Here is a 20894-nt window from a genome sequence, read left to right on the forward strand (position 1 = left end):
TCCTTTTCTTTCATTTTCCGTGTACTTGTTTACTTAAGTTGCCGAGTTTCGTATTACTTTCCGTTTCAATTTATTCGTTGCCCGGCTCAACATGGAGCCGACAAGAGGCGGTCTTACATTCAGTTCCTCCGCAATTTCAGCGTAGCTGTAACCCGAGTATTTTAGCATCAGCACCTTACGATCTCGTTCAGGCAGTTCTTCCATCCACTCCCGAACCTCTTCTTGATCCATGCGCCTCAGCACTACTTCTTCTCCAGAAGCCATCTGCTGCCCCATATCATAGTGTTGCTCCTGCTTATCTTTCAATTTACGCTCTCTAATCTGTTTACTTATATAGTCATAGCCGATATGAGTCAGTACACGATGTAACCATGCACCCATTGCGGCCGGATCGTCGGGCGGATTACGGTATAACCTGATAAATACTTCTTGCGCAAGATCTTCCGCCGCGGCTTCATCCTGAACTAGTGCAACGAGTTTACGTTTCACGATCGGATAATGCTCTTCAAATACGGTGCGGAATATATCGATTTCCGGTCCTTCCATACGTTATTCGTCTCCTTTCAGCTGCAGCTATCTATAAGACGGAACCTGTAACTATTTTGTAGCACTAATTATAAAATATCTAGCATCGTGGACCAATGATCACATAGAGTTAGAAGAAGGAAAAGAACGAATTAACTCGAATATAGAAAATAAGATAAAGAACTTTATCGAATTTTCATCCTGACGCGCTGTATGCCGAAAGTAAGAGAATCTACAGGGCGGAACATTAAACTACCTAGTTTAAACACCGTCCTTCACCGGATAACAGGACAACGGGCTCGTCCAGACAAGGAGAAACCAAAAAACATCCACCAAAGAACTTCCTAAAACAACTATAATTCGACATAAACTGAGAGATTTATAAATCATTATAGATATGGGGGATAAAAAATGTTCAATTCAACGTTGGATATTCACGCTACAGCTATTGTTCATCCTACAACGGTAATCGGAGAGAATGTTACCATTGGGCCGTTCAGCATTGTTGAAGAAGGAGTGAAAATCGGAGATGGATGCAAAGTGGGGAGCCATGTTCTTATTGGTTCACACACACAGTTAGGGGAAAATAACCAGATATTTCAAGGTGCAATCATTGGGGCAATCCCGCAGGATAAATCATGTAAAAACGGAGGGGACCGACTGATTATCGGTGATAACAATACAATAAGGGAGTATGTAACCATTAGTAAAGGAACACACAAGAGCGATGGTGTGACACGTGTAGGAGATGGCAATCTCCTTATGAATTACGTCCACATTGGGCACGATGCGATCCTGGGGAGTCACATCGTGATTGCTAATAGTGCTCAATTAGCGGGTCACGTGGAGATTGAAGACTATGTATTTATTGGCGGCCAGGTTTGTATCCTTCAGTTCTGTAAAATCGGTAAACTTTCCATGGTTGGTGGGACAAGCGGTGTTTCTCAAGACATTGTACCCTACTCTCTAGCTAACGGTGAACGGGCAAATATATCGGGTGTAAATATTGTCGGGTTAAAGAAAGAGGGAATATCCAGAGATGAAATAAAGATCATAAAAGAAATACACTCTATTCTATTTCGCCAAAAGTTATCACTTGCCAAATCTATCGAAGTGATAAGTGCCTTACCCTCGTCGGAGTGCAAGCAGCATACACTTCAATTCCTAAGTAAATCTACACAAGGGATCGCAAGAATGAATGATAAAGATTCCTCCTCCTTTTAATATTGATACCTTGCTTGGTTCGTTCCAACTACTCAAAAAAGCTGCCGAGGAATACTCCTCAGCAGCTTCTTTCGCTTCCATACAGTAGAACTTGAACTTCAAATCCTAATAAATCGTTCGATTCTGTTCATCCGCAATCCCTGATTTACGATAGAAATACGTATTAATAATATCTCGCCATTCTTTAGCATGCTTATGCTGATGTTCAAGTCTTGCCGTCACACCCGCATAACGCTTCGCATCGATCTTTCCCTCCAGACTGCTCCACTGCTGAATAAGATTCTCTACTCCTTCTACTCCGGCAAAGTGAGTATCATAAATATGCTGGATAACTGTACTTCCCGAATGCAGCTTATGCGTATACGGTACATGATGGAAGAAGAGCAAAAGCTTATCCGGGCAGGTCACAAGTGACTCATATCGTTCGGCATTTTCCGGGAAATATTGACCTGTGTACCCTGTGCCGTTTTTTACCGTACGATTCACCCCAATCCCATCGCAATCGGCAAAATGATATGTACCCCAGACCGAATATTCATATCCGTCCACATTAGGCCCATAATGATGCTCTGGATTGACCATCCAGCCCACACCAAGCGGAGAGGTATAACTTTCATAGATCCCCCAAGACTCAGCAAGCATAGAGCTTACATGCTCTATAACATCCCGATCATCTCCAAATGTTTGATGTATCCACTCCGAAGTGATTTGCTGTTCAGACAAATCTGGATTCCAAGTTAATCGTCCGTACCCATACAAATTAGCTTGAGCCAGCGTATGTCCTGTCCAGTTGTCATCGTCCCCCACATTTATTACAGCTGAAATCCCGCTGTGCGCATACGGATACAGTTCACCAGATACTACTTTCTTAATCTCGGATCTGGCACTTTTAGCGTATGTATCAAAATCAAGGATCTCTTTCCACTGCGGAATCAAATAACACAGATGCCTTTGCTGCCCCGTATATTCCTGAGTGATCTGGAACTCCAGTATTTGATTCGTATTCGGCATGGCACCAAGCAGCGGAGATACCCCTTCACGCACTTGGAAATCCATCGGTCCATTCTTAATCTGTAAAATTACATTATCTTTAAACTGCCCATCCAGTGGTTTGAAATGATCATATGCTGCTCTTGCACGATCTGTTGTGCGATCCCGCCAGTCTTGCAGGCAGTTATATACAAAGCAGCGCCAAATCACGATCCCGCCATAAGGTTCCAGTGCTTCAGCCAGCATATTCGAGCCATCTGCATGAGTTCTTCCATACGTAAATGGTCCGGGTCTATGCTCCGAATCTGCTTTGACCACAAATCCGCCGAAGTCCGGTATAACATGATATATTTCTTCCGCTTTCGTCTTCCACCATGCACCGACTCTTTCATCAAGAGGATCTGCTGTCTCTAGTCCTCCAAGTTGGATCGGGCTCGCATAATTGACACTCAGAAACAATCGGATTCCATACGTTCTAAAAATCCCCGCTACTTCCGCTACATCCGGTAAAAACTCTGACGTAATCAGCTTCGTCTCTACTTTATGAACATTTACATTATTAATAGAAATCCCATTGATCCCAATGGAAGCCATCATCCTTGCGTAATCCCGAATTCGCTCATCATTTTGCACAAACCGGTTATCTTTGAAAAAGATCGACTTTCCTGCATATCCTCGTTCAATTGAACCGTCCATGTTATCCCAGTGATTCATCATACGGAGTGGGTTCTTTGGATTTTCGATAACATCAAGCTGAGTAAGCGTCTCTCCCTCTGACTGCAGAAGCCGCAGCAGATGGAACGTTCCATACAGTAAGCCCTTCTCTGTTTTCCCTATAATATATACTGATTCACCTTCTCCTTGCGGCAGTGACCTCAGGGCAAAGCCTTCTTCCCCCAGCTGTTCCGAGAGTTTCTTCGTCTGTAACGCTTCAGGCAAGTCTTCCGCAGAAACCAAAGCAAACTGTAAATGCGGACGATGAGCAGCATCATCAGATAGGTGGGATGTCGTTGTCAGTTCAGGTTCAATTCCGGTCATCTGTACAATAGCGTAACGGAGTTCACGTATGGCGGACTCTGCTGTTTCTCCTGATGCGGAGTTATGTCTTACAATCGTGGATAAACAAGGTGAATCCTGTCTTTTCTCATATCGTAACCAACCTTGGTCGGCCGAAGAATATGGAAGCTGTTCCAACACAGTCATGAGGTCACTCATCCTCTCTATTCCTGAAAGTTTTTAAACCACTGAAGGGATTATAGAATGATTCAATTAGACAAAATAATGCGGATATTTCTCCAACAAGAAATCTTGTTCCACTACAGCGAGCCGCAAGTGATTTTCCATGATTTGAACGGCCTGCGACGTCTCTTTGTTCACAATCAATTGATAAATCTCCTTATGCTGAGAAATGATATTATCCCAGTTCAAGTCTTTGGATAATCTGAGCAGACGAAGCCGATTGAAATGAATATTCAGTTGCTGCAGCATTTTCCAAGTCCGTGCCTTTCCTGTACCCTCAAACAAAATCTGATGGAACTCTTCATCGAGCTCATAGAGTTTGTAAAAATTATTCTTGCCCGCACAGAGATCCTGCATCGCAATATTAGTTTCCATCCGAAACCGGAATTCTTCGTCAAAAGATTCGCACGCAAGTGCTACAATCTCTCTCTCAATCTTCTCTCGTATGAACCTTCCTTCTTCCACATGTGCAAGATTAATCAGGGATACCGAGCTTCCACTTTGCGGAATAATATCAAGTAGTTCCTCTTCTGCCAGTTTCATAAAAGCCTCACGTACAGGAGTTCTGCTGACATTAAGCTCCTCTGATATTTCTTTCTCGGAGATTTTCGTTCCTGGCTCCAATTCCAAGTGCATGATTTTATCTTTCAAATAATGGTACGAGTAAGCCCGAGTAGAGCCTTTCAGCTTTTGTTCTGTAGACATATGGTTCCCTCTTTCTTCTCCAATACTTATATCTCTCTAGTTATCTACTATGTCACAACACCTTAATGCCCCGAGAATTGGGTATAAAATAAACCGGAAGATCCGGAAAATGATCTTGTATCTGCTGAGCAACTGCTTTCATTCCTGGCTCTTCACTAGCTGCATGACCAATCAGGATTTGCGATTGCCTACTTCCTTGACTCACCGCATCCTGTACATATTCCGGTGTTTCCCACTCCGGACCTTCTCCTGCTATTAGTAAATCGATTCTTTGTTCTGTGAATAAAGGAAGCGAGATATTGCCCCCACCCCGATAACCGACAGTAAGGGCAATTTCACTACACTCTTGTTCACTGTCTCCAGCAAAACGAACATAAGGAAGATCAAGTCTATCTTTTAGATGATGAACGATCTGCTGCACGCTTAGCGGCTCAGGAAGAGTAATAATACATGCATACTTCAGATGGCTATATTGATACCTATCCCAGCCTAACGCTTGAAGGAGACCATGGGTGATGATATCGGGAACCGTTTGATGCGGAGCGTCATGATATCGGTATAAAACCATTTGGTGCGATTGAATCTGTTCCTGTTTTCTTAAGATGACAGGGTCATTTACTTCCTTCTCTTCCGCTCTGCTCCCACGATGTTCATAAAACACCCCTTCATGGGTAATAAAAAGATTGGCTCCAAGCTCTGCTGCTTTCTCGATAGCTTCATGGGAAGCAACAAAGGAAACCACCACTCCCTGAACAATTTGTTTCAAATTCCCCGTAATAAGCCCATCTACCGTAGAACCCTCAGGTCCAGATGAACGAGGAAGCACACGAATCACATCCTGAACAGTCAATGACAAATGATCACCTTACCTTCTGTGCCTTAGATCAGAGAACGGGAAACTATTTTCCTTCTTTGTACTCTTTATATGTTGTGTTCGCAAGTTCTAAGTACTGTGTTAGTCCTTGACTCTCCAGTTCTTTAACAAACGCATCAAACTCGGATAGATCTCGGTCACCCAGTATAAATTTAAGTGTGTTTTGATCTGTATAATCCTTAAGCGGTGTACTTAAAAGAGTAACTCTCTCACGCTCTTCTATAGAATACGGGATTGGAGGTTCTGCTGGAAGGACCTCTTTCACTTCTTTCATGTCATTCTGGAACTTTAGTTCTTCTTCACTGAACATCGAGTGCAGCAAATCCGTCGTCCCGCCATATGCGAATACCCCACCGGAGAAACCATAATCGATACGTAAATCTTTCGTTCCTTTTGGATTCAGTCCATTGAAGTTAATATCATCTACGAGTTTACGTACACCATTTTCTTTCGTATACGTTTCTCCTTCGATTCCCCATTTCGTGAACTCTTGTCCTGCATCGCTGTAATATAACCAATCAATAAACTGGAGAATGGCTTCAAAGTTTTCACTTTCCTTTGCTTTTGCAGAGATCATCACTCCGTTCTCTAGTCTGCCCCCAGACATGAGCTGACCGGCAGGTCCACCAGGTACCGTGATTTTGGCAACAGAGAAGTTATCTTCTCCAAGCGTTTTATTCATATCATTGCGGTGAAGAACAACGGTTTGAGAATTCCCATTAATAATAAAAGATTTCCCGTTTATAAATTTTTGAATAGCCTGATCATCATCTTGAGTAAAGCTTTCTTTATCCAGCAGCCCTTCTGCTACGAGCTCGTGGAAATAAGTCAACATATCCTTATATTCCTGTGTAGCCGCAGTATATACGAACTCATCTTGTTCTGGCTTGTAAGTCAGGCCGCTTCCAAATCCCCATCCGCCTTTCGTTCCAAATCCGGTCGAGGCAACGTTTAATGTACTAAGGAATTTAAAACGATCTGAGAACGGAATGGAATCTGGGTACTCTTTTTTAAGCTCCTGCATAACGGTCTTCAGTTCATCCCATGTCTTCGGTATAGCAAGATTGTGTTTTTCTAAAATATCTGTACGTACGATCAGCGTATAATCTGGCCAAATTTCTTCGTGTAAGCCTGGAAGAACATAGTATTTCCCGTCCTCTTGACGGAGACCTTCTAGTTCATCTTCTAACTTCCACTTTTCTACTTTGTCCTTGAAATTCGGCATCAGGTCAATGTAGTCACTGACAGGCAGGATTGCACTAGAGGACACAAAGGCAGATTCTTCACCTGGATACGTTTTAGGAATAATGAGCGGTGCATCACCGGAACTAATGAGCAAAGATCGTTTTTGAGCATAATCACTCATCGGAACAATAACAGGATCGAGCGTAACACCGGTCATCTCTGTGATTTTATTGAATAGCAACCAATCTTTTTTATAAGGATAGAGCGGCTGGTCACTATACATAATCGATAGATTAAAAGGTTCCGTTGCTTTAAACGTATCGCCTACGGCGTATGATTCCATTGCTCCTTTATCTTGGATCTCTGCTTCTTTCCCACCCATACCATTGCTGCAAGCTGCCAGTGCTAAACTGAGTATGGCTGCAAGTGTTGTTTTTCCTATCAAGCGTAGAGAAGGTTTCTTCATTTTGTTATCCCCCCATAATTTGATGATTCCCTTACGAATGAACGACCTTTCCATGTCTCAGCTATTAGCCTTTGACGGATCCAAGCATGATACCGGATACAAAATACTTCTGGACAAAAGGATAAATCGTTAAAATAGGTAGAATCGTCAAAACCATGGTGACTGATTTGATGTTAGCCGAAATTTGAGTCAAATTATCAGCAGAGGTAGCCCCTGCCGACGTTCCCCCTGTAGCAGCAGCAATCATATTTCGAAGATAAATGGTGACTGGGAACTTTTCTTTCTGATCAAGGTACAGAAAAGCCGGAAACCAGGAATTCCAGTGCCCAACAGCATAGAATAGAACCATCGTCGCCATAACCGCTTTACTGAGTGGCAGAATAATACGGAACAAGATTCCATATGTGCTTAATCCATCAATAGCTGCGGCTTCTTCTAATTCTTCAGGCATATTCTCAAAAAAGGACTTCATAATGAGCATGTTATATATACTGATCGCTCCCGGAATGACAAGGGCCCACATGGAATTACTAAATCCAAGACTGTTTATCAGTACGTAGTTTGGAATCAGTCCACCATTAAAGAACATAGTGAATACGGCAAACATCGTTAAGAACTTTCGTCCCATGAGTCTTTTTTTAGATAAGGCATAAGCAAAGATCGTAGATAAAAACATGGAGATTGCGGTTCCCACTAAAGTATAAACAACCGTGTTCTTGTAATTAGTCCAGAACATATTGTCTTTTACGACGGTCTTGTAAGTATCGATATTAAATCCCCTTGGAATGAGACTGACCTTACCCGAATTGATATAGGCTTCACTGCTGAACGACTGTGCGACTACATTCAGAAAGGGATACAAAGTGATGAAGACAATACATAACAAGAAGACCGCATTACAAGTCTTAAAGATTTTATAAGATACGGATTCTCTCATATCGCTCGCCCCCTTACCATAAGCTTCGTTCTGTCAGTCTGCGTGAGATCGCATTTACTGAAAAAACAAGGATAAGACCAATCACGGATTCAAACAGACCAATCGCTGTTGCATAGCTGAAATTACTGGATCCAATCCCGACACGGTAGAGATAAGTGGATATCACATCGGAAGTCTCGTAGATCAGCGGGTTGTACAGAAGGAGAATTTTTTCAAATCCTACCGCAAGGAAACTTCCCATATTTAGAATAAGCAGAGTTACGATCGTTGGTAAAATACCTGGAATGGTTACATGCAATGTCTGTTTCCAGCGATTCGCTCCATCAATCCTTGCTGCTTCATATAGAGAATCATCGATTGTAGTGAGTGCTGCCAGATAGAGTATGGCTCCCCAGCCCATGCCTTGCCAGATTTCAGAGGTAATATAGATGGTACGGAACCACTCTGCCCGCTGCATAAAGTTAACCGTCTCACCTGTGAAGAATTGTACCAGTGCATTGATGGAACCATTTGTAGCAGTCAGTTGCAGAATCATCCCTGCCACGATAACGATCGATAGAAAGTGTGGGAGATAAGAGGCAGTTTGAACAAATTTTTTGAACTTCTTACTCTTCACTTCATTAAGTAGAAGGGCAAAAATAATCGGCATCGGAAAAGTAAGAAGTATTGTGAGTCCACCTAAAATGATCGTGTTTGTGAATACTCGCCAAAAGGTTGGATCTTGGATAAACATCTGAAAATAATTTAGCCCTACCCATTTTTCTCCGAAAATACTTCCGCCAGGAACAAAACGACGAAACGCAATAATGTTTCCAATCATCGGTCCGTATTTAAATATGAGTAAGTAGATAATAGGCAGGACAAGCAAGGAATATAGCTGCCAGTCTTTGCGAAGAAGGGAACCCATCGTTTGCAGTTTGTTTTTTGGAGCCACTTTTATTTGGGGCTGTGAACTGCTTACGGTTTTCGTATCCATGTTCATCATTCACTCCAATCCATTTAAGCTCGACCCTGCTAGATGTCATTACTGTACTTGGAATCTAAGTTTCAACTCACGAATGAGCTCACGAATGAATATCCTTATCACTCGATGAGTAACCACTTCTATTAATTCTGCGAATCTTTCCCCCTTTTCTATTAGATCAATAGGTTTGAACACAATAGACACATTCCATATTACATAACGTATCCCATAGACCCACCCATTTAAAAAAGCGCTTACAATACAGCTTTTAAAACAACACGGCTTTTTCAATAGGCTCTTTACAAAACGCCACTTGAAGAACAAGCAACTACTGAAATGCCTCAAAACTGACTTCAGCTGCTTTTGAATACTAGTCATACTAGTATGTTAGTTGGGTTTATTGTAATCTACCATTTCCATTAATTCAATATATTTCTTATATTTGGTCCTGATTTTTTTCTGAGACTCCCTAATTGCCTCCATTTGCTCACAAAAAAAAGCACCCTCTAAGAATCAAGTATCCTAACCCTATGGTTAGTTACCTGATCTATAAAAGTGCTATAGTTATTTATCTATTCTTTTTTTGATATTGCATGAATTAGACGATCCGCCATCTTCACCATCTCTTCTTCACTTAATGCTTCACTTGCGCTATCTTCCATAAAGTATACTGTGGAAGTTGATTCATCATACCAAGCGATTTTGGTGGTAAAGTAAGTGTTACTTGGATCCTGCATAATCAGTGCTTCCTGTGTACCTATCTTTATTTTCCTGCTTATCGCGCCAGCTGGTTGAGGTACGCTTATTTGGGTACCATACGAGGCAAGGACTGAAAGACTATACGGTTCATTCTTTGTAGAAAAGTAGAGATGAACGCCACCCGCCTTACTCCACTGCAGAGTCTCTGAGGTTATTTCTTCGTTGGTTCCCTTTGCTTTCGAACTCAGCCTTTGAAGCAGCTTATCATATTCGGGGCCTTCTCCATCTCCAGCTAAAGGATATTCCGGCCAGATTTCTGCATAATAAAATGAATATCCTTTTGGTAAATAAGAGGACAGAATCACACTAGGTGCACTTGTACTTTTCGCTTTTTTATAATACTCGTTGATATCGTAATATTGGATGGGTTTATACTCATAAAGAATTTCAGTTGGGCCAAGGTATGCTTTCAAGTCAGCTTGATTGGGAAAATATGCTATGAGTTCACCGGGTTTGGCTTCTGGCTTCAATTGCTCTATCCGTTTAGATTCTTTTGAATAATAGTTACGATCTTTCATAGGAACCGTGTCAACGAGGATTTTGCCCTTCTTATTATAGATTTGCACAAATTCCGCAGTGGCATAAGTTGTTACAGAAGCAATGCACACACAGAGGATAAGGATAACAGGCACCGCTGTCCACCTTTTGTTACTTTTTTTCTTGGTTGTTGAGTTCGTGATCTGATCTATAACGCGCGGGGCAACCGAAATCTGCCTAAGTTCTTCGTCTGTGACACTATGCTGCCTTATGCTTTGGTTTTCATTAGGGTTATCGCCCATTTCTCCTCATCCTCCCGCTCTATCATTATTTTTTTCACTTTCATCTTTGTTCTGCTGATTCTTTTTCGGACAGCCTCTGAGCTGGTTGTTCCTGTTATGTCCGATATTTCTTGATAATTTTTTTCATGAAATACATGAAGAATGAGTAGACTCCTCTCTTGATGACTCAGACTTAGAAGTGCTTTTTCAAATGCAGGGCTAAAAATACTTCGCTCTTGAACTTCCGTATTTGTTTTACTTCTCTCCTCCAAAAAAAGCAAAGACTTTGCCTTTTCATATACTTTTCTTTTTCTCAGGGTATTAATACAGTGATTATAAGCAATCTTGTACAGCCAAGAGTTAAAACTATACTGTGGTTTGTAGGAATGGATCGACTTATACGCCTTGAAGAAAATCTCTTGGATCGCATCCTCCGCATCTTGTTCGCTATTCAGGATCCGACTGCAATAGATGAAGATCTGCCTTTCATATTGATTTACAATATAACTGAATTTCTCGATGTCTCCGGCCTTGATGTCAGCTATGTATTGTCCGATCCGATCCATTTTCCTCTCCCCCTTTCTGCTTGTTTATCTATATAACAGTTATGAACTTAAGACACGGACACAGTAAAGTAAATATCTTTATTCTCTTTAGTACATTACTTAAAAAACGACCCGAATTCGTTCCTAAATCGCCGTTGCTAATAATAGGGAATCTTTATTTAATTTCATCACAACAAAAAAGACCCTGATATTCTATCAAGGTTCTCAGATTCATATTCGATTTTAATACTCCAGCTTGTAAACTACTTCCCCATCGATTAGACGACCCTCTGGTACAAAACCTAATTTCTCATATAAATGCTTTGCCCAAGCATTCTCTGGTTCAAAGCTTATGTAAATTACCTGATACTTTTTATCTTCTTTAATCCTATCAATTAATTTCTCCATCGCAGCTTTTCCATAGCCTTTTGACTGATACTTCTCATCAATCATTAAGCGGGAGATCCAGTATTCTTTATCCTCATCATCTATACCGTACATCGTGAATCCTACTAAAATGTCATCGTGATAGATTGCCAAGCCAATACACTCCGGAAATGCCTTAGCCTGTGCCAAAGAAAACAAATTATCCGCTACAAACTTTTTCTGTCCATCTGCTACACCCAGCTTAATAACATCAAAAAAATTAGTTCTATCGATCTCCCTAAATTCGATCATAATCTACTACCTCCACATATAATCTGTTATCTCTTATTGATTGTGAACAACCCTACCTATTAGTTCATATTTATGCTATCCGAAAAACTCTCTTTCTTTTGGTATATCATGTCATAATCAGCAACATTGGGACAAGGGGGATATTAATTTAATATAAACTATCCTATCAGCCCCTCTTATAAAAAAACATAAGAACCTTGATATTATTCAAGGCTCTCGATGAGTTCGCTACTAAATGTTAATTATTATTTTTCTAATAATATAGATTCAAACGATAGATTATCTTTTATTAAACTAGTGCTATCTGTTAGTTAATTTTATGATATTTCAATTTCCCCTTAAGTTCATCGCTTGGAGCCTTTAACTCCATACCCTCTTTCCAAATTAAGATGTCCTCACTCGAGGATCGGAAGTATATTGCTTTTAAATCCGTACCATATCTATTCTTGTAAACACTTTTCTCATGCTCAAGATTGTTATATATTTCTGATGAAATTTCAGGATCTTTCTTTGTTCTGATTATAGAATGAAGCGGTACTAAATAAAAATTCCCCTGTTCATCCATTTCATATTTAATACGATTTAATTCGTATCCATCTGTTATTTCGGCATGATAAACAACTCTACCATTCCATAATTCAGCTACTTCATAAACCTCAATCCGATCAGAAGGTACTTTCATGATTTGCCACTGTGTCAAACCCACGTACATTCCAAATATCAGTGAGGCAACAAGAATTCCTATGACAAAAGCTCTTAACTTGGATCGCCTCCAAACCAACCGCAGTCCTTTAATTGCTTCTGCTTCATTCTGGTTTTCTGCCACTACTGGTTGCGGAAGGCTGATCTCTGTTTTAATCCGATCCAGTTCGATACGACAACTCTCGCAATTTTGGAGATGATCTTCGACCAATTTTATAGACTCTTTACTGCATACCTCATCGTAATACAGTGGCAGCAAATCTTGTACGATCTCGCATGAGATCTCTTTCATATATTTATACCTCCTCTAATAAACACTGGATTTTCCGCTTCGCTCGATGGAATGTAACCCTAGACCAACTCTCTGTTTTCCCAAATATCTCGCTGATTTGAGCAAACGACAATTCACCAAAGACTCGTAGTGTAAATACTTCTTTATATGGTTCCTCTAGGTCATGTAAAACTTTATGAACTCGGAATGTCTGTTCCTTTGAAAGCATCATTTCTTCGATACTATGTGTACTTGATTCATCGTTTCGTTCATGTGCCACAAATCGCTTCTGCTTCTCTGCATAAGAGAAATATGTATTCTTCGCAATTTGGCAAAGCCAGACGCTGATCTTACAATTGCCTTTAAATTGGTTTATACTGCCTAATGCCTTAAAGAAAGTTTCTTGCGTAATCTCTTCAGCAATTGCCCTATCCCTACACATCGACAATACAAATCTATATACATCTTTAAAATATTGATTGAATATATTCTCAAAATCGGTCACATTTTCACCTCCTACTGAGTATTAGACTAACTAATGATCGATTCGTTACAAAGATTATCAAAAATAAGCAAGCCTAAGAGCTTGCATTAACCAATAAAACGGATTAACCACTATCTTTCTGGTTTATCTTTCATTTCTTATCGCATTAACACCGACGGAAATCGTACCGAGCTTTTATCTCATTTAAAATGTAAAAAGATAAGTATACAACGAGCCTATGGTTAGCAAAAAAAGAAGGCAACCCTATTGGTTGCCTTCTTTTCTTATCCTCTCGGAATTCCATCGTCTATTCTGTTGTTGTCGTTTCTGTAGGATCCGTGGAATCTGTAGATTCAGTAGATTCTGCTTCCTCAAGTTTATTGGTTATCTTTGCATTGGAACGCAAATCGCTTAACCATGTTGGGGAAAGTTCACTAACTTGTTGATCTACTAGTAACTTACGAATCTCTTCTTTTTTATCTTCAAGCGTTGGATTTGCAGCTTCTTTATGATCTGTTTTCTTAATGATATGGTAACCATTTTCAGTCTTCACTGGTTCACTAATTTCATTAATTTCCATGGAGAAAGCCGCTTTCTCGAACTCTTCTACCATTTGACCTTCACCGAAGAATCCTAGATCTCCGCCATTTACGGCAGAAGCTGTATCTGTAGATTTTTCTGATGCCAGGGTAGCAAAGTCTGCTCCTCCATCCAGTTCTTTCTTAATCGCTTCAGCTTCTTCCTTCGTTGCTACAAGGATATGGGAAGCTTTTACCTGCTCTGGAGTTGCAAACGAATCTTTGTTCTCCTCGTAGTACGTACTAATATCTTCGTCTGTTACCTTCGTTTGTGGCTCTAGAATTTTACGGATTTTCACTTGTATTTCCGTGTTTTCCTTGAGATTATCAAGTGTCATACCTGACTGGGCAAGAGCTGCATTCAGGGCTTCTTCACCGCCAAATTGTGTCTTAAGCGCTTCGATCTCAGCATTCACGTCTTCTTCCGTAATAGAGACATTAGCCTCCGCTGCCGCCTGATCAATCAATTCCATAGTAATCATATTATCAAGTGTGGACGCGCCTCCGAGTGCCACCAATTCGTTATATAGGTCGTCCTTCGTAATCTTGGTACCGTTAACTGAAGCCACAGCTTCGTTAGTTCCCCCAAACGGAGGCTTTATTAGTACGATTATAAGAACTACAGCAAGAACTCCTGATACAATCATCCAAACTAAGCTGCTCTTCCCTTTTGTAGCAACCTCAGAATTATCATCTGCTAACTTCTCCGTATTTTCCTCTTGTACTTCTGCCTCTGGAGAGGTTTCTTGCAGTGCTGTTTCCTGCTCTTCAGTTAAAGAGTCTTTCTTTTCTTCTTCATTATCATTTTGTAATGGTTTATTATCCAATTTTTAAAATCTCCCTTCGTGATTTCCTTCTCACTCTATTAAATATAAGGGTTTTATAAAACAAAACATTAAAATAACATAAAAAATTTAAAAAATATCAAATTTAATGACTTTTTTCAAAAGATTTGTATCGAGTATCTCTTGTGTTCACTTAGTTCTGTTCACCCGATTCCCCTACTTTCCACTTCATTAGAAAAACACTATTCCAAAATGACAAAGCTTGAAAAAATAAAATACAGCCCTAAAACAAGTACAAGAAGCACTACCGTATTAAATACGAGCACATTAACTGCCCTTCGTTTCTTATACAAAATCACGGCTATAAAACTTGTAATTATTGATAATATGGAAAACGTAATGCTAAGTACAACAGGTAAAAACATAATCGACAATAATGCAATGATCCCTAGAGTATATGAGATCCGAATCATGCCCCAGTTCTCTCCTTTTTGAACTTTCAATGGTACCTCACTCCTAAACTTCAAATACCGCCTTATTTTACCATATTGAGACTTGAAGAACCTAAAAAAACTGCACCTCCCTTGTTAGTCGTATTTAACAAGTGTGAGCGCAGTTCAACTATAGAATCGATCTATTCTTTTATTTTATTGAATTAACCTATATTTCTTCAAATCAATTAACTTATTCTTTTCATTTTTCACATTAAAACTAACAATGCACTTCATTCGCAAATAATAAAAAGAATATGTGTTACGTATGTGTATCATCAATATAACTTCCTAAGATGAGAAGATCATCTCATTCTTTTTAGTTGTTAACACCGCTTGTCACAATTACTAGCAATGTTTCTGCTGGTAATGATGGTCTTAGAAGTACAAGGTCCAGCCGAAAAAGAATTACCTCGAGTATTCAATACTTACTCCCTTATAAAGGTAAAAATAATAAAAACCCCTTCGCTTTCGCGAAGAGGTTTACAAATGAAGCGGGTGATGGGAATCGAACCCACGCTATCAGCTTGGAAGGCTGAAGTTCTACCATTGAACTACACCCGCGTATAAATATCGGGATGACACGATTTGAACATGCGACCCCCTGGTCCCAAACCAGGTGCTCTACCAAGCTGAGCTACATCCCGTAATATATGATGCCGGTGAAGGGACTCGAACCCCCACGGTTTCCCTCACGATTTTGAGTCGCGCGCGTCTGCCAATTCCGCCACACCGGCTTGTTGCTTATTTCATATTTAAAAATATAATGGCGCGCCCTGAGAGATTCGAACTCCCGGCCTTTTGATTCGTAGTCAAACGCTCTATCCAGCTGAGCTAAGGGCGCAAAAAATATAAAAGCGGACGACGGGAATCGAACCCGCGACCCTCGCCTTGGCAAGGCGATGCTCTACCGCTGAGCCACGTCCGCAATTAAAGGATGCGCGTGAAGGGACTCGAACCCCCACGTCAAAGACGCTAGATCCTAAGTCTAGTGCGTCTGCCAATTCCGCCACACGCGCATATAAATGATGGTGAGCCATGAAGGGCTCGAACCTTCGACACCCTGATTAAAAGTCAGGTGCTCTACCAACTGAGCTAATGGCTCGTACTAAAAAAATGGCTGGGGATATAGGATTTGAACCTATGCATGACGGAGTCAAAGTCCGTTGCCTTACCGCTTGGCTAATCCCCAACAGTGATAAGGTTTAAAAATGGGCGATCGATGGGACTTGAACCCACGAATGCCGGAGCCACAGACCGGTGCGTTAACCCCTTCGCCACGACCGCCATACAACGACAAACTTTGAAAATAAATCTGGTGGAGGATGATGGATTCGAACCACCGAACCCGTAAGGGAGCAGATTTACAGTCTGATGCGTTTGGCCACTTCGCTAATCCTCCATATGAAACTGGTGCCGACGAGAGGACTTGAACCCCCAACCTACTGATTACAAGTCAGTTGCTCTACCAGTTGAGCTACATCGGCTAATTTTTGAATGGTGGCTCGGGACGGAATCGAACCGCCGACACGAGGATTTTCAGTCCTCTGCTCTACCGACTGAGCTACCGAGCCTTATTCAGAATAAAAATGGCGGAACTGACGGGATTCGAACCCGCGATCTCCTGCGTGACAGGCAGGCATGTTAGGCCTCTACCACAGTTCCAGGTATTACAATTGCGGGGGCAGGATTTGAACCTGCGACCTTCGGGTTATGAGCCCGACGAGCTACCGAGTCGCTCCACCCCGCGATATTTATATGGTGGAGATTGAGGGGATCGAACCCCCGACCCTCTGCTTGTAAGGCAGATGCTCTCCCAGCTGAGCTAAATCTCCATATAAAGTGACCCGTAGGGGATTCGAACCCCTGTTACCTCCGTGAAAGGGAGGTGTCTTAACCCCTTGACCAACGGGCCTTACTGTATTAAACATTCTAGAAAATTCGCAACGGAGAAAGAGGGATTCGAACCCTCGAGACGCTTGTGACGCCTACACGATTTCCAATCGTGCTCCTTCGGCCAGCTCGGACACTTCTCCAGAAATGGCTCCCCGAACAGGGCTCGAACCTGTGACAACTCGATTAACAGTCGAGTGCTCTACCAACTGAGCTATCAGGGAATATTGGTGGAGCCAAGCGGGATCGAACCGCTGACCTCCTGCGTGCAAGGCAGGCGCTCTCCCAGCTGAGCTATGGCCCCATAATGGAATTATAAATTTGAATGGTGGGCCCTAGTGGACTCGAACCACCGACCTCACCCTTATCAGGGGTGCGCTCTAACCAGCTGAGCTAAGGGCCCTCATCGTTAATGAGTAACGATAAGGCAAAAAAATAACCCAAAAGGGTATTCGCTTGGCGACGTCCTACTCTCCCAGGACCCTGCGGTCCAAGTACCATCGGCGCTGGAGGGCTTAACGGTCGTGTTCGGGATGGGTACGTGTGGAACCCCTCCGCTATCGCCACCAAACGAGCATTTGTGTAACAAATGCGATCCGCGTTGGTTTTGGTACATCACTATAACGTGTGTATAAAACCAATAGCGTATTCAAGGAATTGCTCCCTGAAAACTAGATACGAAACGTTTTTTTGCGATTTTTATTTTAGGATAAGCCCTCGACCGATTAGTACTGGTCAGCTCCATGCATTCTTTGCACTTCCACCCCCAGCCTATCTACCTCGTCGTCTTCAAGGGGTCTTACTAATTGGGAAATCTCATCTTGAGGTGGGCTTCGCGCTTAGATGCTTTCAGCGCTTATCCCTTCCATACATAGCTACCCAGCGATGCTCCTGGCGGAACAACTGGTACACCAGCGGTATGTCCATCCCGGTCCTCTCGTACTAAGGACAGCTCCTCTCAAATTTCCTACGCCCACGACAGATAGGGACCGAACTGTCTCACGACGTTCTGAACCCAGCTCGCGTACCGCTTTAATGGGCGAACAGCCCAACCCTTGGGACCTACTTCAGCCCCAGGATGCGATGAGCCGACATCGAGGTGCCAAACCTCCCCGTCGATGTGGACTCTTGGGGGAGATAAGCCTGTTATCCCCAGGGTAGCTTTTATCCGTTGAGCGATGGCCCTTCCATGCGGTACCACCGGATCACTAAGCCCGACTTTCGTCCCTGCTCGACTTGTAGGTCTCGCAGTCAAGCTCCCTTGTGCCTTTACACTCTGCGAATGATTTCCATTCTGAGGGAACCTTTGGGCGCCTCCGTTACTCTTTAGGAGGCGACCGCCCCAGTCAAACTGCCCACCTGACACTGTCCTCGCACCGGATCACGGTACCAAGTTAGAACCTAGATACGATCAGGGTGGTATCCCAACGTTGCCTCCACACAAGCTGGCGCTCATGCTTCTCAGGCTCCCACCTATCCTGTACAGATCGTACCCAAATCCAATATCAAGGCGCAGTAAAGCTCCATGGGGTCTTTCCGTCTTGTCGCGGGTAACCTGCATCTTCACAGGTATTAAAATTTCACCGGATCTCTCGTTGAGACAGCGCCCAAGTCGTTACGCCATTCGTGCGGGTCAGAATTTACCTGACAAGGAATTTCGCTACCTTAGGACCGTTATAGTTACGGCCGCCGTTTACTGGGGCTTCGGTTCATAGCTTCGGATTGCTCCTAACCACTCCCCTTAACCTTCCAGCACCGGGCAGGCGTCAGCCCGTATACTTCGCCTTGCGGCTTCGCACAGACCTGTGTTTTTGCTAAACAGTCGCTTGGGCCTTTTCACTGCGACCCCCTCGTGCTATTCACACTACCGGGGTACCCCTTCTCCCGAAGTTACGGGGTCATTTTGCCGAGTTCCTTAACGAGAGTTCTTCCGCGCGCCTTAGAATTCTCTTCTCACCTACCTGTGTCGGTTTACGGTACGGGCACCTTCATCTGGCTAGAGGCTTTTCTTGGCAGTCTGAGATCATGACCTTCGCTACTGTAATTTTCACTCCCCATCACAGCCCAGCCTTACGATGTGCGGATTTGCCTACACATCAGCCTCACTGCTTGGACAGACATCCATCAGTCTGCGTCACTACCCTACTGCGTCCCCCCATCGCTCGTAACGATTTACGGTGGTACAGGAATTTCGACCTGTTGTCCTTCGACTACGCCTTTCGGCCTCGCCTTAGGTCCCGACTTACCCTGAGCGGACGAGCCTTCCTCAGGAACCCTTAGGTTTTCGGCGGATCAGATTCTCACTGATCTTTTCGTTACTCATACCGGCATTCTCACTTGTATACAGTCCAGCAGTCCTTCCGGTCTACCTTCAACCCGGTATACAACGCTCCCCTACCCCTGATACATAGTATCAAGCCATAGCTTCGGTGGTGTGTTTAGCCCCGTTACATTTTCGGCGCAGAGTCACTCGACCAGTGAGCTATTACGCACTCTTTAAATGGTGGTCGCTTCTAAGCCAACATCCTGGTTGTCTGTGCAACTCCACATCCTTTCCCACTTAACACACACTTGGGGACCTTAGCTGATGGTCTGGGCTGTTTCCCTCTTGACAATGGATCTTAGCACTCACTGTCTGACTCCCGGAATACAAGTCTATGGCATTCGGAGTTTGACTGAGCTTGGTAACCCTTGCGGGCCCCGCACCCAATCAGTGCTCTACCTCCACGACTTACTTGTTCCGAGGCTAGCCCTAAAGCTATTTCGGGGAGAACCAGCTATCTCCGAGTTCGATTGGAATTTCTCCGCTACCCCCACCTCATCCCCGCACTTTTCAACGTGCGTGGGTTCGGCCTCCAGTGCGTGTTACCGCACCTTCACCCTGGACAGGGGTAGATCACACGGTTTCGGGTCTACGTCCACGTACTAACTCGCCCTATTCAGACTCGCTTTCGCGCGGCTACGGCTTTTCACCTTAACCTTGCACGGGAACGTAACTCGCCGGTTCATTCTACAAAAGGCACGCCATCACCCCTAAAACGGGCTCTGACTTTTTGTAAGCACACGGTTTCAGGTTCTATTTCACTCCCCTTCCGGGGTGCTTTTCACCTTTCCCTCACGGTACTGCTTCACTATCGGTCGCTAGGGAGTATTTAGCCTTGGCAGATGGTCCTGCCGGATTCATACGAGGTTTCACGTGCCTCGCACTACTCGGGATCCGTCTCGGAGGGAACAGACTTTTGACTACAGGGCTTTTACCTTCTCTGGCGGGCCTTTCCAGACCTCTTCAACTAATCGGTTCCTTTGTAACTCCACGTGAGACGTCCCACAACCCCAACCAGCAAGCTGATTGGTTTGGGCTAATCCGCGTTCGCTCGCCGCTACTGACGGAATCACTATTGTTTTCTCTTCCTCAGGGTACTTAGATGTTTCAGTTCCCCTGGTCTGCCTTCAACCACCCTATGTATTCAGGTGGAGATAACTATCCATTACGATAGCTGGGTTTCCCCATTCGGACATCCCCGGATCAAAGCTTGCGTACAGCTCCCCGAGGCAGTATCGTTGTTCGCCACGTCCTTCATCGGCTCCTAGCGCCTAGGCATCCTCCGTGTGCTCTTAATAGCTTAACCATATGCTCATTTTTGACTGATTCACTCCGGTTGGCATTCGCCAAAAGTCGTTCATCATTCAAAAATTTCGCTATGCAATCTATTAATCTTCACTTGTTTAACACAAGTTCAGCTTAAAGGATATTTCTAAAATCGCAAAATTGTTTCGTTATCTAGTTTTCAATGAGCAAAGCTGTTTCACTGAAACAGCGATCATGGAATTTTGGTCCAAC

15 protein-coding genes, 20 tRNA genes and 2 rRNA genes are annotated in these 20894 nt (G+C 43.1%); 1 reads left to right on the forward strand and 36 read right to left on the reverse strand.

All coding sequences use genetic code 11. The annotated features are described in order from the left end of the window. Positions 1–33 precede the first annotated feature (33 nt). A complete protein-coding gene (locus ACWPWY_RS14780; protein WP_454192361.1) occupies positions 34–546 on the reverse strand; it encodes a sigma-70 family RNA polymerase sigma factor in 513 nt (170 codons plus the stop codon). A gap of 390 nt (positions 547–936) precedes the next feature. Here ACWPWY_RS14780 and lpxA point away from each other — a divergent pair, with 390 nt between their 5' ends. Continuing rightward, complete coding sequence (gene lpxA / locus ACWPWY_RS14785; RefSeq protein WP_454192362.1) at positions 937–1749, forward strand: acyl-ACP--UDP-N-acetylglucosamine O-acyltransferase; 813 nt, start codon at positions 937–939, stop codon at positions 1747–1749. A 105-nt stretch (positions 1750–1854) separates the two neighbouring features. Here lpxA and ACWPWY_RS14790 read toward each other — a convergent pair whose 3' ends face one another. The 35 genes from ACWPWY_RS14790 to ACWPWY_RS14960 form a co-directional block, all read right to left on the reverse strand. Further along, positions 1855–3942 (reverse strand): alpha-glucuronidase family glycosyl hydrolase, encoded by a 2088-nt coding sequence (locus tag ACWPWY_RS14790; protein WP_454192363.1) that lies wholly within the window; start codon positions 3940–3942, stop codon positions 1855–1857. Positions 3943–4008: 66 nt separating this feature from the next. Next, positions 4009–4683 (reverse strand): GntR family transcriptional regulator, encoded by a 675-nt coding sequence (locus ACWPWY_RS14795; protein WP_454192364.1) that lies wholly within the window; start codon positions 4681–4683, stop codon positions 4009–4011. A gap of 52 nt (positions 4684–4735) precedes the next feature. Further along, positions 4736–5533 (reverse strand): Nif3-like dinuclear metal center hexameric protein, encoded by a 798-nt coding sequence (locus ACWPWY_RS14800; protein WP_454192365.1) that lies wholly within the window; start codon positions 5531–5533, stop codon positions 4736–4738. 49 nt (positions 5534–5582) lie between these two features. After that, positions 5583–7208: an ABC transporter substrate-binding protein gene (locus tag ACWPWY_RS14805; RefSeq protein WP_454192366.1), complete on the reverse strand. Its 1626-nt coding sequence runs from the start codon at positions 7206–7208 to the stop codon at positions 5583–5585. A 64-nt stretch (positions 7209–7272) separates the two neighbouring features. Continuing rightward, on the reverse strand, positions 7273–8145 hold the full coding sequence (locus ACWPWY_RS14810; protein WP_454192367.1) for a carbohydrate ABC transporter permease: 873 nt from the start codon (positions 8143–8145) through the stop codon (positions 7273–7275). 13 nt (positions 8146–8158) lie between these two features. Further along, complete coding sequence (locus ACWPWY_RS14815; protein WP_454192368.1) at positions 8159–9121, reverse strand: ABC transporter permease; 963 nt, start codon at positions 9119–9121, stop codon at positions 8159–8161. Between the two features lie 560 nt (positions 9122–9681). Continuing rightward, entirely contained in the window at positions 9682–10647 is a 966-nt protein-coding gene (locus ACWPWY_RS14820; RefSeq protein WP_454192369.1) for a hypothetical protein, read from the reverse strand. Beyond that, a complete protein-coding gene (locus ACWPWY_RS14825; RefSeq protein ID WP_454192370.1) occupies positions 10614–11192 on the reverse strand; it encodes an RNA polymerase sigma factor in 579 nt (192 codons plus the stop codon). Before ACWPWY_RS14825 ends, ACWPWY_RS14820 begins: the two co-directional genes overlap by 34 nt. Before the next feature lie 222 nt (positions 11193–11414). After that, complete coding sequence (locus ACWPWY_RS14830; protein ID WP_454192371.1) at positions 11415–11849, reverse strand: GNAT family N-acetyltransferase; 435 nt, start codon at positions 11847–11849, stop codon at positions 11415–11417. Between the two features lie 307 nt (positions 11850–12156). After that, positions 12157–12843 carry a zf-HC2 domain-containing protein gene (locus tag ACWPWY_RS14835; protein WP_454192372.1) on the reverse strand — a complete coding sequence of 229 codons (687 nt, stop codon included), beginning with the start codon at positions 12841–12843 and terminating at the stop codon, positions 12157–12159. Between the two features lie 4 nt (positions 12844–12847). After that, positions 12848–13327 (reverse strand): RNA polymerase sigma factor, encoded by a 480-nt coding sequence (locus ACWPWY_RS14840; RefSeq protein WP_454192373.1) that lies wholly within the window; start codon positions 13325–13327, stop codon positions 12848–12850. A gap of 286 nt (positions 13328–13613) precedes the next feature. Then, positions 13614–14711 (reverse strand): foldase protein PrsA, encoded by a 1098-nt coding sequence (locus ACWPWY_RS14845; RefSeq protein ID WP_454192374.1) that lies wholly within the window; start codon positions 14709–14711, stop codon positions 13614–13616. Between the two features lie 200 nt (positions 14712–14911). Further along, positions 14912–15172, reverse strand: coding sequence for a hypothetical protein (locus ACWPWY_RS14850; protein WP_454192375.1), 261 nt, complete (start codon positions 15170–15172; stop codon positions 14912–14914). A gap of 481 nt (positions 15173–15653) precedes the next feature. Then, positions 15654–15724: transfer RNA gene (locus ACWPWY_RS14855), tRNA-Gly, on the reverse strand. Positions 15725–15733: 9 nt separating this feature from the next. After that, positions 15734–15807: transfer RNA gene (locus ACWPWY_RS14860), tRNA-Pro, on the reverse strand. A gap of 10 nt (positions 15808–15817) precedes the next feature. Further along, positions 15818–15897 (reverse strand) — tRNA-Leu (locus ACWPWY_RS14865). Positions 15898–15927: 30 nt separating this feature from the next. Then, a tRNA-Arg gene (locus ACWPWY_RS14870) sits at positions 15928–16004 on the reverse strand. 12 nt (positions 16005–16016) lie between these two features. After that, positions 16017–16088 (reverse strand) — tRNA-Gly (locus tag ACWPWY_RS14875). A gap of 10 nt (positions 16089–16098) precedes the next feature. Next, positions 16099–16179: transfer RNA gene (locus tag ACWPWY_RS14880), tRNA-Leu, on the reverse strand. A gap of 10 nt (positions 16180–16189) precedes the next feature. Then, positions 16190–16265, reverse strand: a tRNA-Lys gene (locus tag ACWPWY_RS14885). A 12-nt stretch (positions 16266–16277) separates the two neighbouring features. Continuing rightward, positions 16278–16352: transfer RNA gene (locus ACWPWY_RS14890), tRNA-Gln, on the reverse strand. A 22-nt stretch (positions 16353–16374) separates the two neighbouring features. Further along, positions 16375–16447 (reverse strand) — tRNA-His (locus tag ACWPWY_RS14895). Between the two features lie 29 nt (positions 16448–16476). Next, a tRNA-Tyr gene (locus ACWPWY_RS14900) sits at positions 16477–16562 on the reverse strand. 9 nt (positions 16563–16571) lie between these two features. Beyond that, a tRNA-Thr gene (locus ACWPWY_RS14905) sits at positions 16572–16647 on the reverse strand. Positions 16648–16658: 11 nt separating this feature from the next. After that, positions 16659–16734, reverse strand: a tRNA-Phe gene (locus ACWPWY_RS14910). Between the two features lie 16 nt (positions 16735–16750). Then, a tRNA-Asp gene (locus ACWPWY_RS14915) sits at positions 16751–16825 on the reverse strand. A gap of 11 nt (positions 16826–16836) precedes the next feature. Further along, positions 16837–16910: transfer RNA gene (locus ACWPWY_RS14920), tRNA-Met, on the reverse strand. Positions 16911–16919: 9 nt separating this feature from the next. Further along, positions 16920–16995, reverse strand: a tRNA-Val gene (locus ACWPWY_RS14925). Positions 16996–17003: 8 nt separating this feature from the next. Beyond that, positions 17004–17075, reverse strand: a tRNA-Glu gene (locus ACWPWY_RS14930). Between the two features lie 32 nt (positions 17076–17107). Next, a tRNA-Ser gene (locus ACWPWY_RS14935) sits at positions 17108–17196 on the reverse strand. Positions 17197–17201: 5 nt separating this feature from the next. Then, a tRNA-Asn gene (locus ACWPWY_RS14940) sits at positions 17202–17277 on the reverse strand. Positions 17278–17281: 4 nt separating this feature from the next. Further along, a tRNA-Ala gene (locus ACWPWY_RS14945) sits at positions 17282–17357 on the reverse strand. Between the two features lie 22 nt (positions 17358–17379). Further along, a tRNA-Ile gene (locus ACWPWY_RS14950) sits at positions 17380–17456 on the reverse strand. A gap of 51 nt (positions 17457–17507) precedes the next feature. Next, positions 17508–17624: ribosomal RNA gene (gene rrf, locus ACWPWY_RS14955) — 5S ribosomal RNA — on the reverse strand. A gap of 134 nt (positions 17625–17758) precedes the next feature. Then, positions 17759–20682: ribosomal RNA gene (locus ACWPWY_RS14960) — 23S ribosomal RNA — on the reverse strand. Between the last annotated feature and the right edge of the window lie 212 nt (positions 20683–20894).

The organism is Paenibacillus sp. Marseille-Q7038, from assembly GCF_965111595.1.

What these genes read in the sequence shown, in the direction of transcription:
- ACWPWY_RS14780 (WP_454192361.1), bottom strand. Translation starts at nt 546, where the DNA reads ATGGAAGGACCGGAAATCGATATATTCCGCACCGTATTTGAAGAGCAT.
- lpxA (WP_454192362.1), top strand. Translation starts at nt 937, where the DNA reads ATGTTCAATTCAACGTTGGATATTCACGCTACAGCTATTGTTCATCCT.
- ACWPWY_RS14790 (WP_454192363.1), bottom strand. Translation starts at nt 3,942, where the DNA reads ATGACTGTGTTGGAACAGCTTCCATATTCTTCGGCCGACCAAGGTTGG.
- ACWPWY_RS14795 (WP_454192364.1), bottom strand. Translation starts at nt 4,683, where the DNA reads ATGTCTACAGAACAAAAGCTGAAAGGCTCTACTCGGGCTTACTCGTAC.
- ACWPWY_RS14805 (WP_454192366.1), bottom strand. Translation starts at nt 7,208, where the DNA reads ATGAAGAAACCTTCTCTACGCTTGATAGGAAAAACAACACTTGCAGCC.
- ACWPWY_RS14810 (WP_454192367.1), bottom strand. Translation starts at nt 8,145, where the DNA reads ATGAGAGAATCCGTATCTTATAAAATCTTTAAGACTTGTAATGCGGTC.
- ACWPWY_RS14815 (WP_454192368.1), bottom strand. Translation starts at nt 9,121, where the DNA reads ATGGATACGAAAACCGTAAGCAGTTCACAGCCCCAAATAAAAGTGGCT.
- ACWPWY_RS14820 (WP_454192369.1), bottom strand. Translation starts at nt 10,647, where the DNA reads ATGGGCGATAACCCTAATGAAAACCAAAGCATAAGGCAGCATAGTGTC.
- ACWPWY_RS14825 (WP_454192370.1), bottom strand. Translation starts at nt 11,192, where the DNA reads ATGGATCGGATCGGACAATACATAGCTGACATCAAGGCCGGAGACATC.
- ACWPWY_RS14830 (WP_454192371.1), bottom strand. Translation starts at nt 11,849, where the DNA reads ATGATCGAATTTAGGGAGATCGATAGAACTAATTTTTTTGATGTTATT.
- ACWPWY_RS14835 (WP_454192372.1), bottom strand. Translation starts at nt 12,843, where the DNA reads ATGAAAGAGATCTCATGCGAGATCGTACAAGATTTGCTGCCACTGTAT.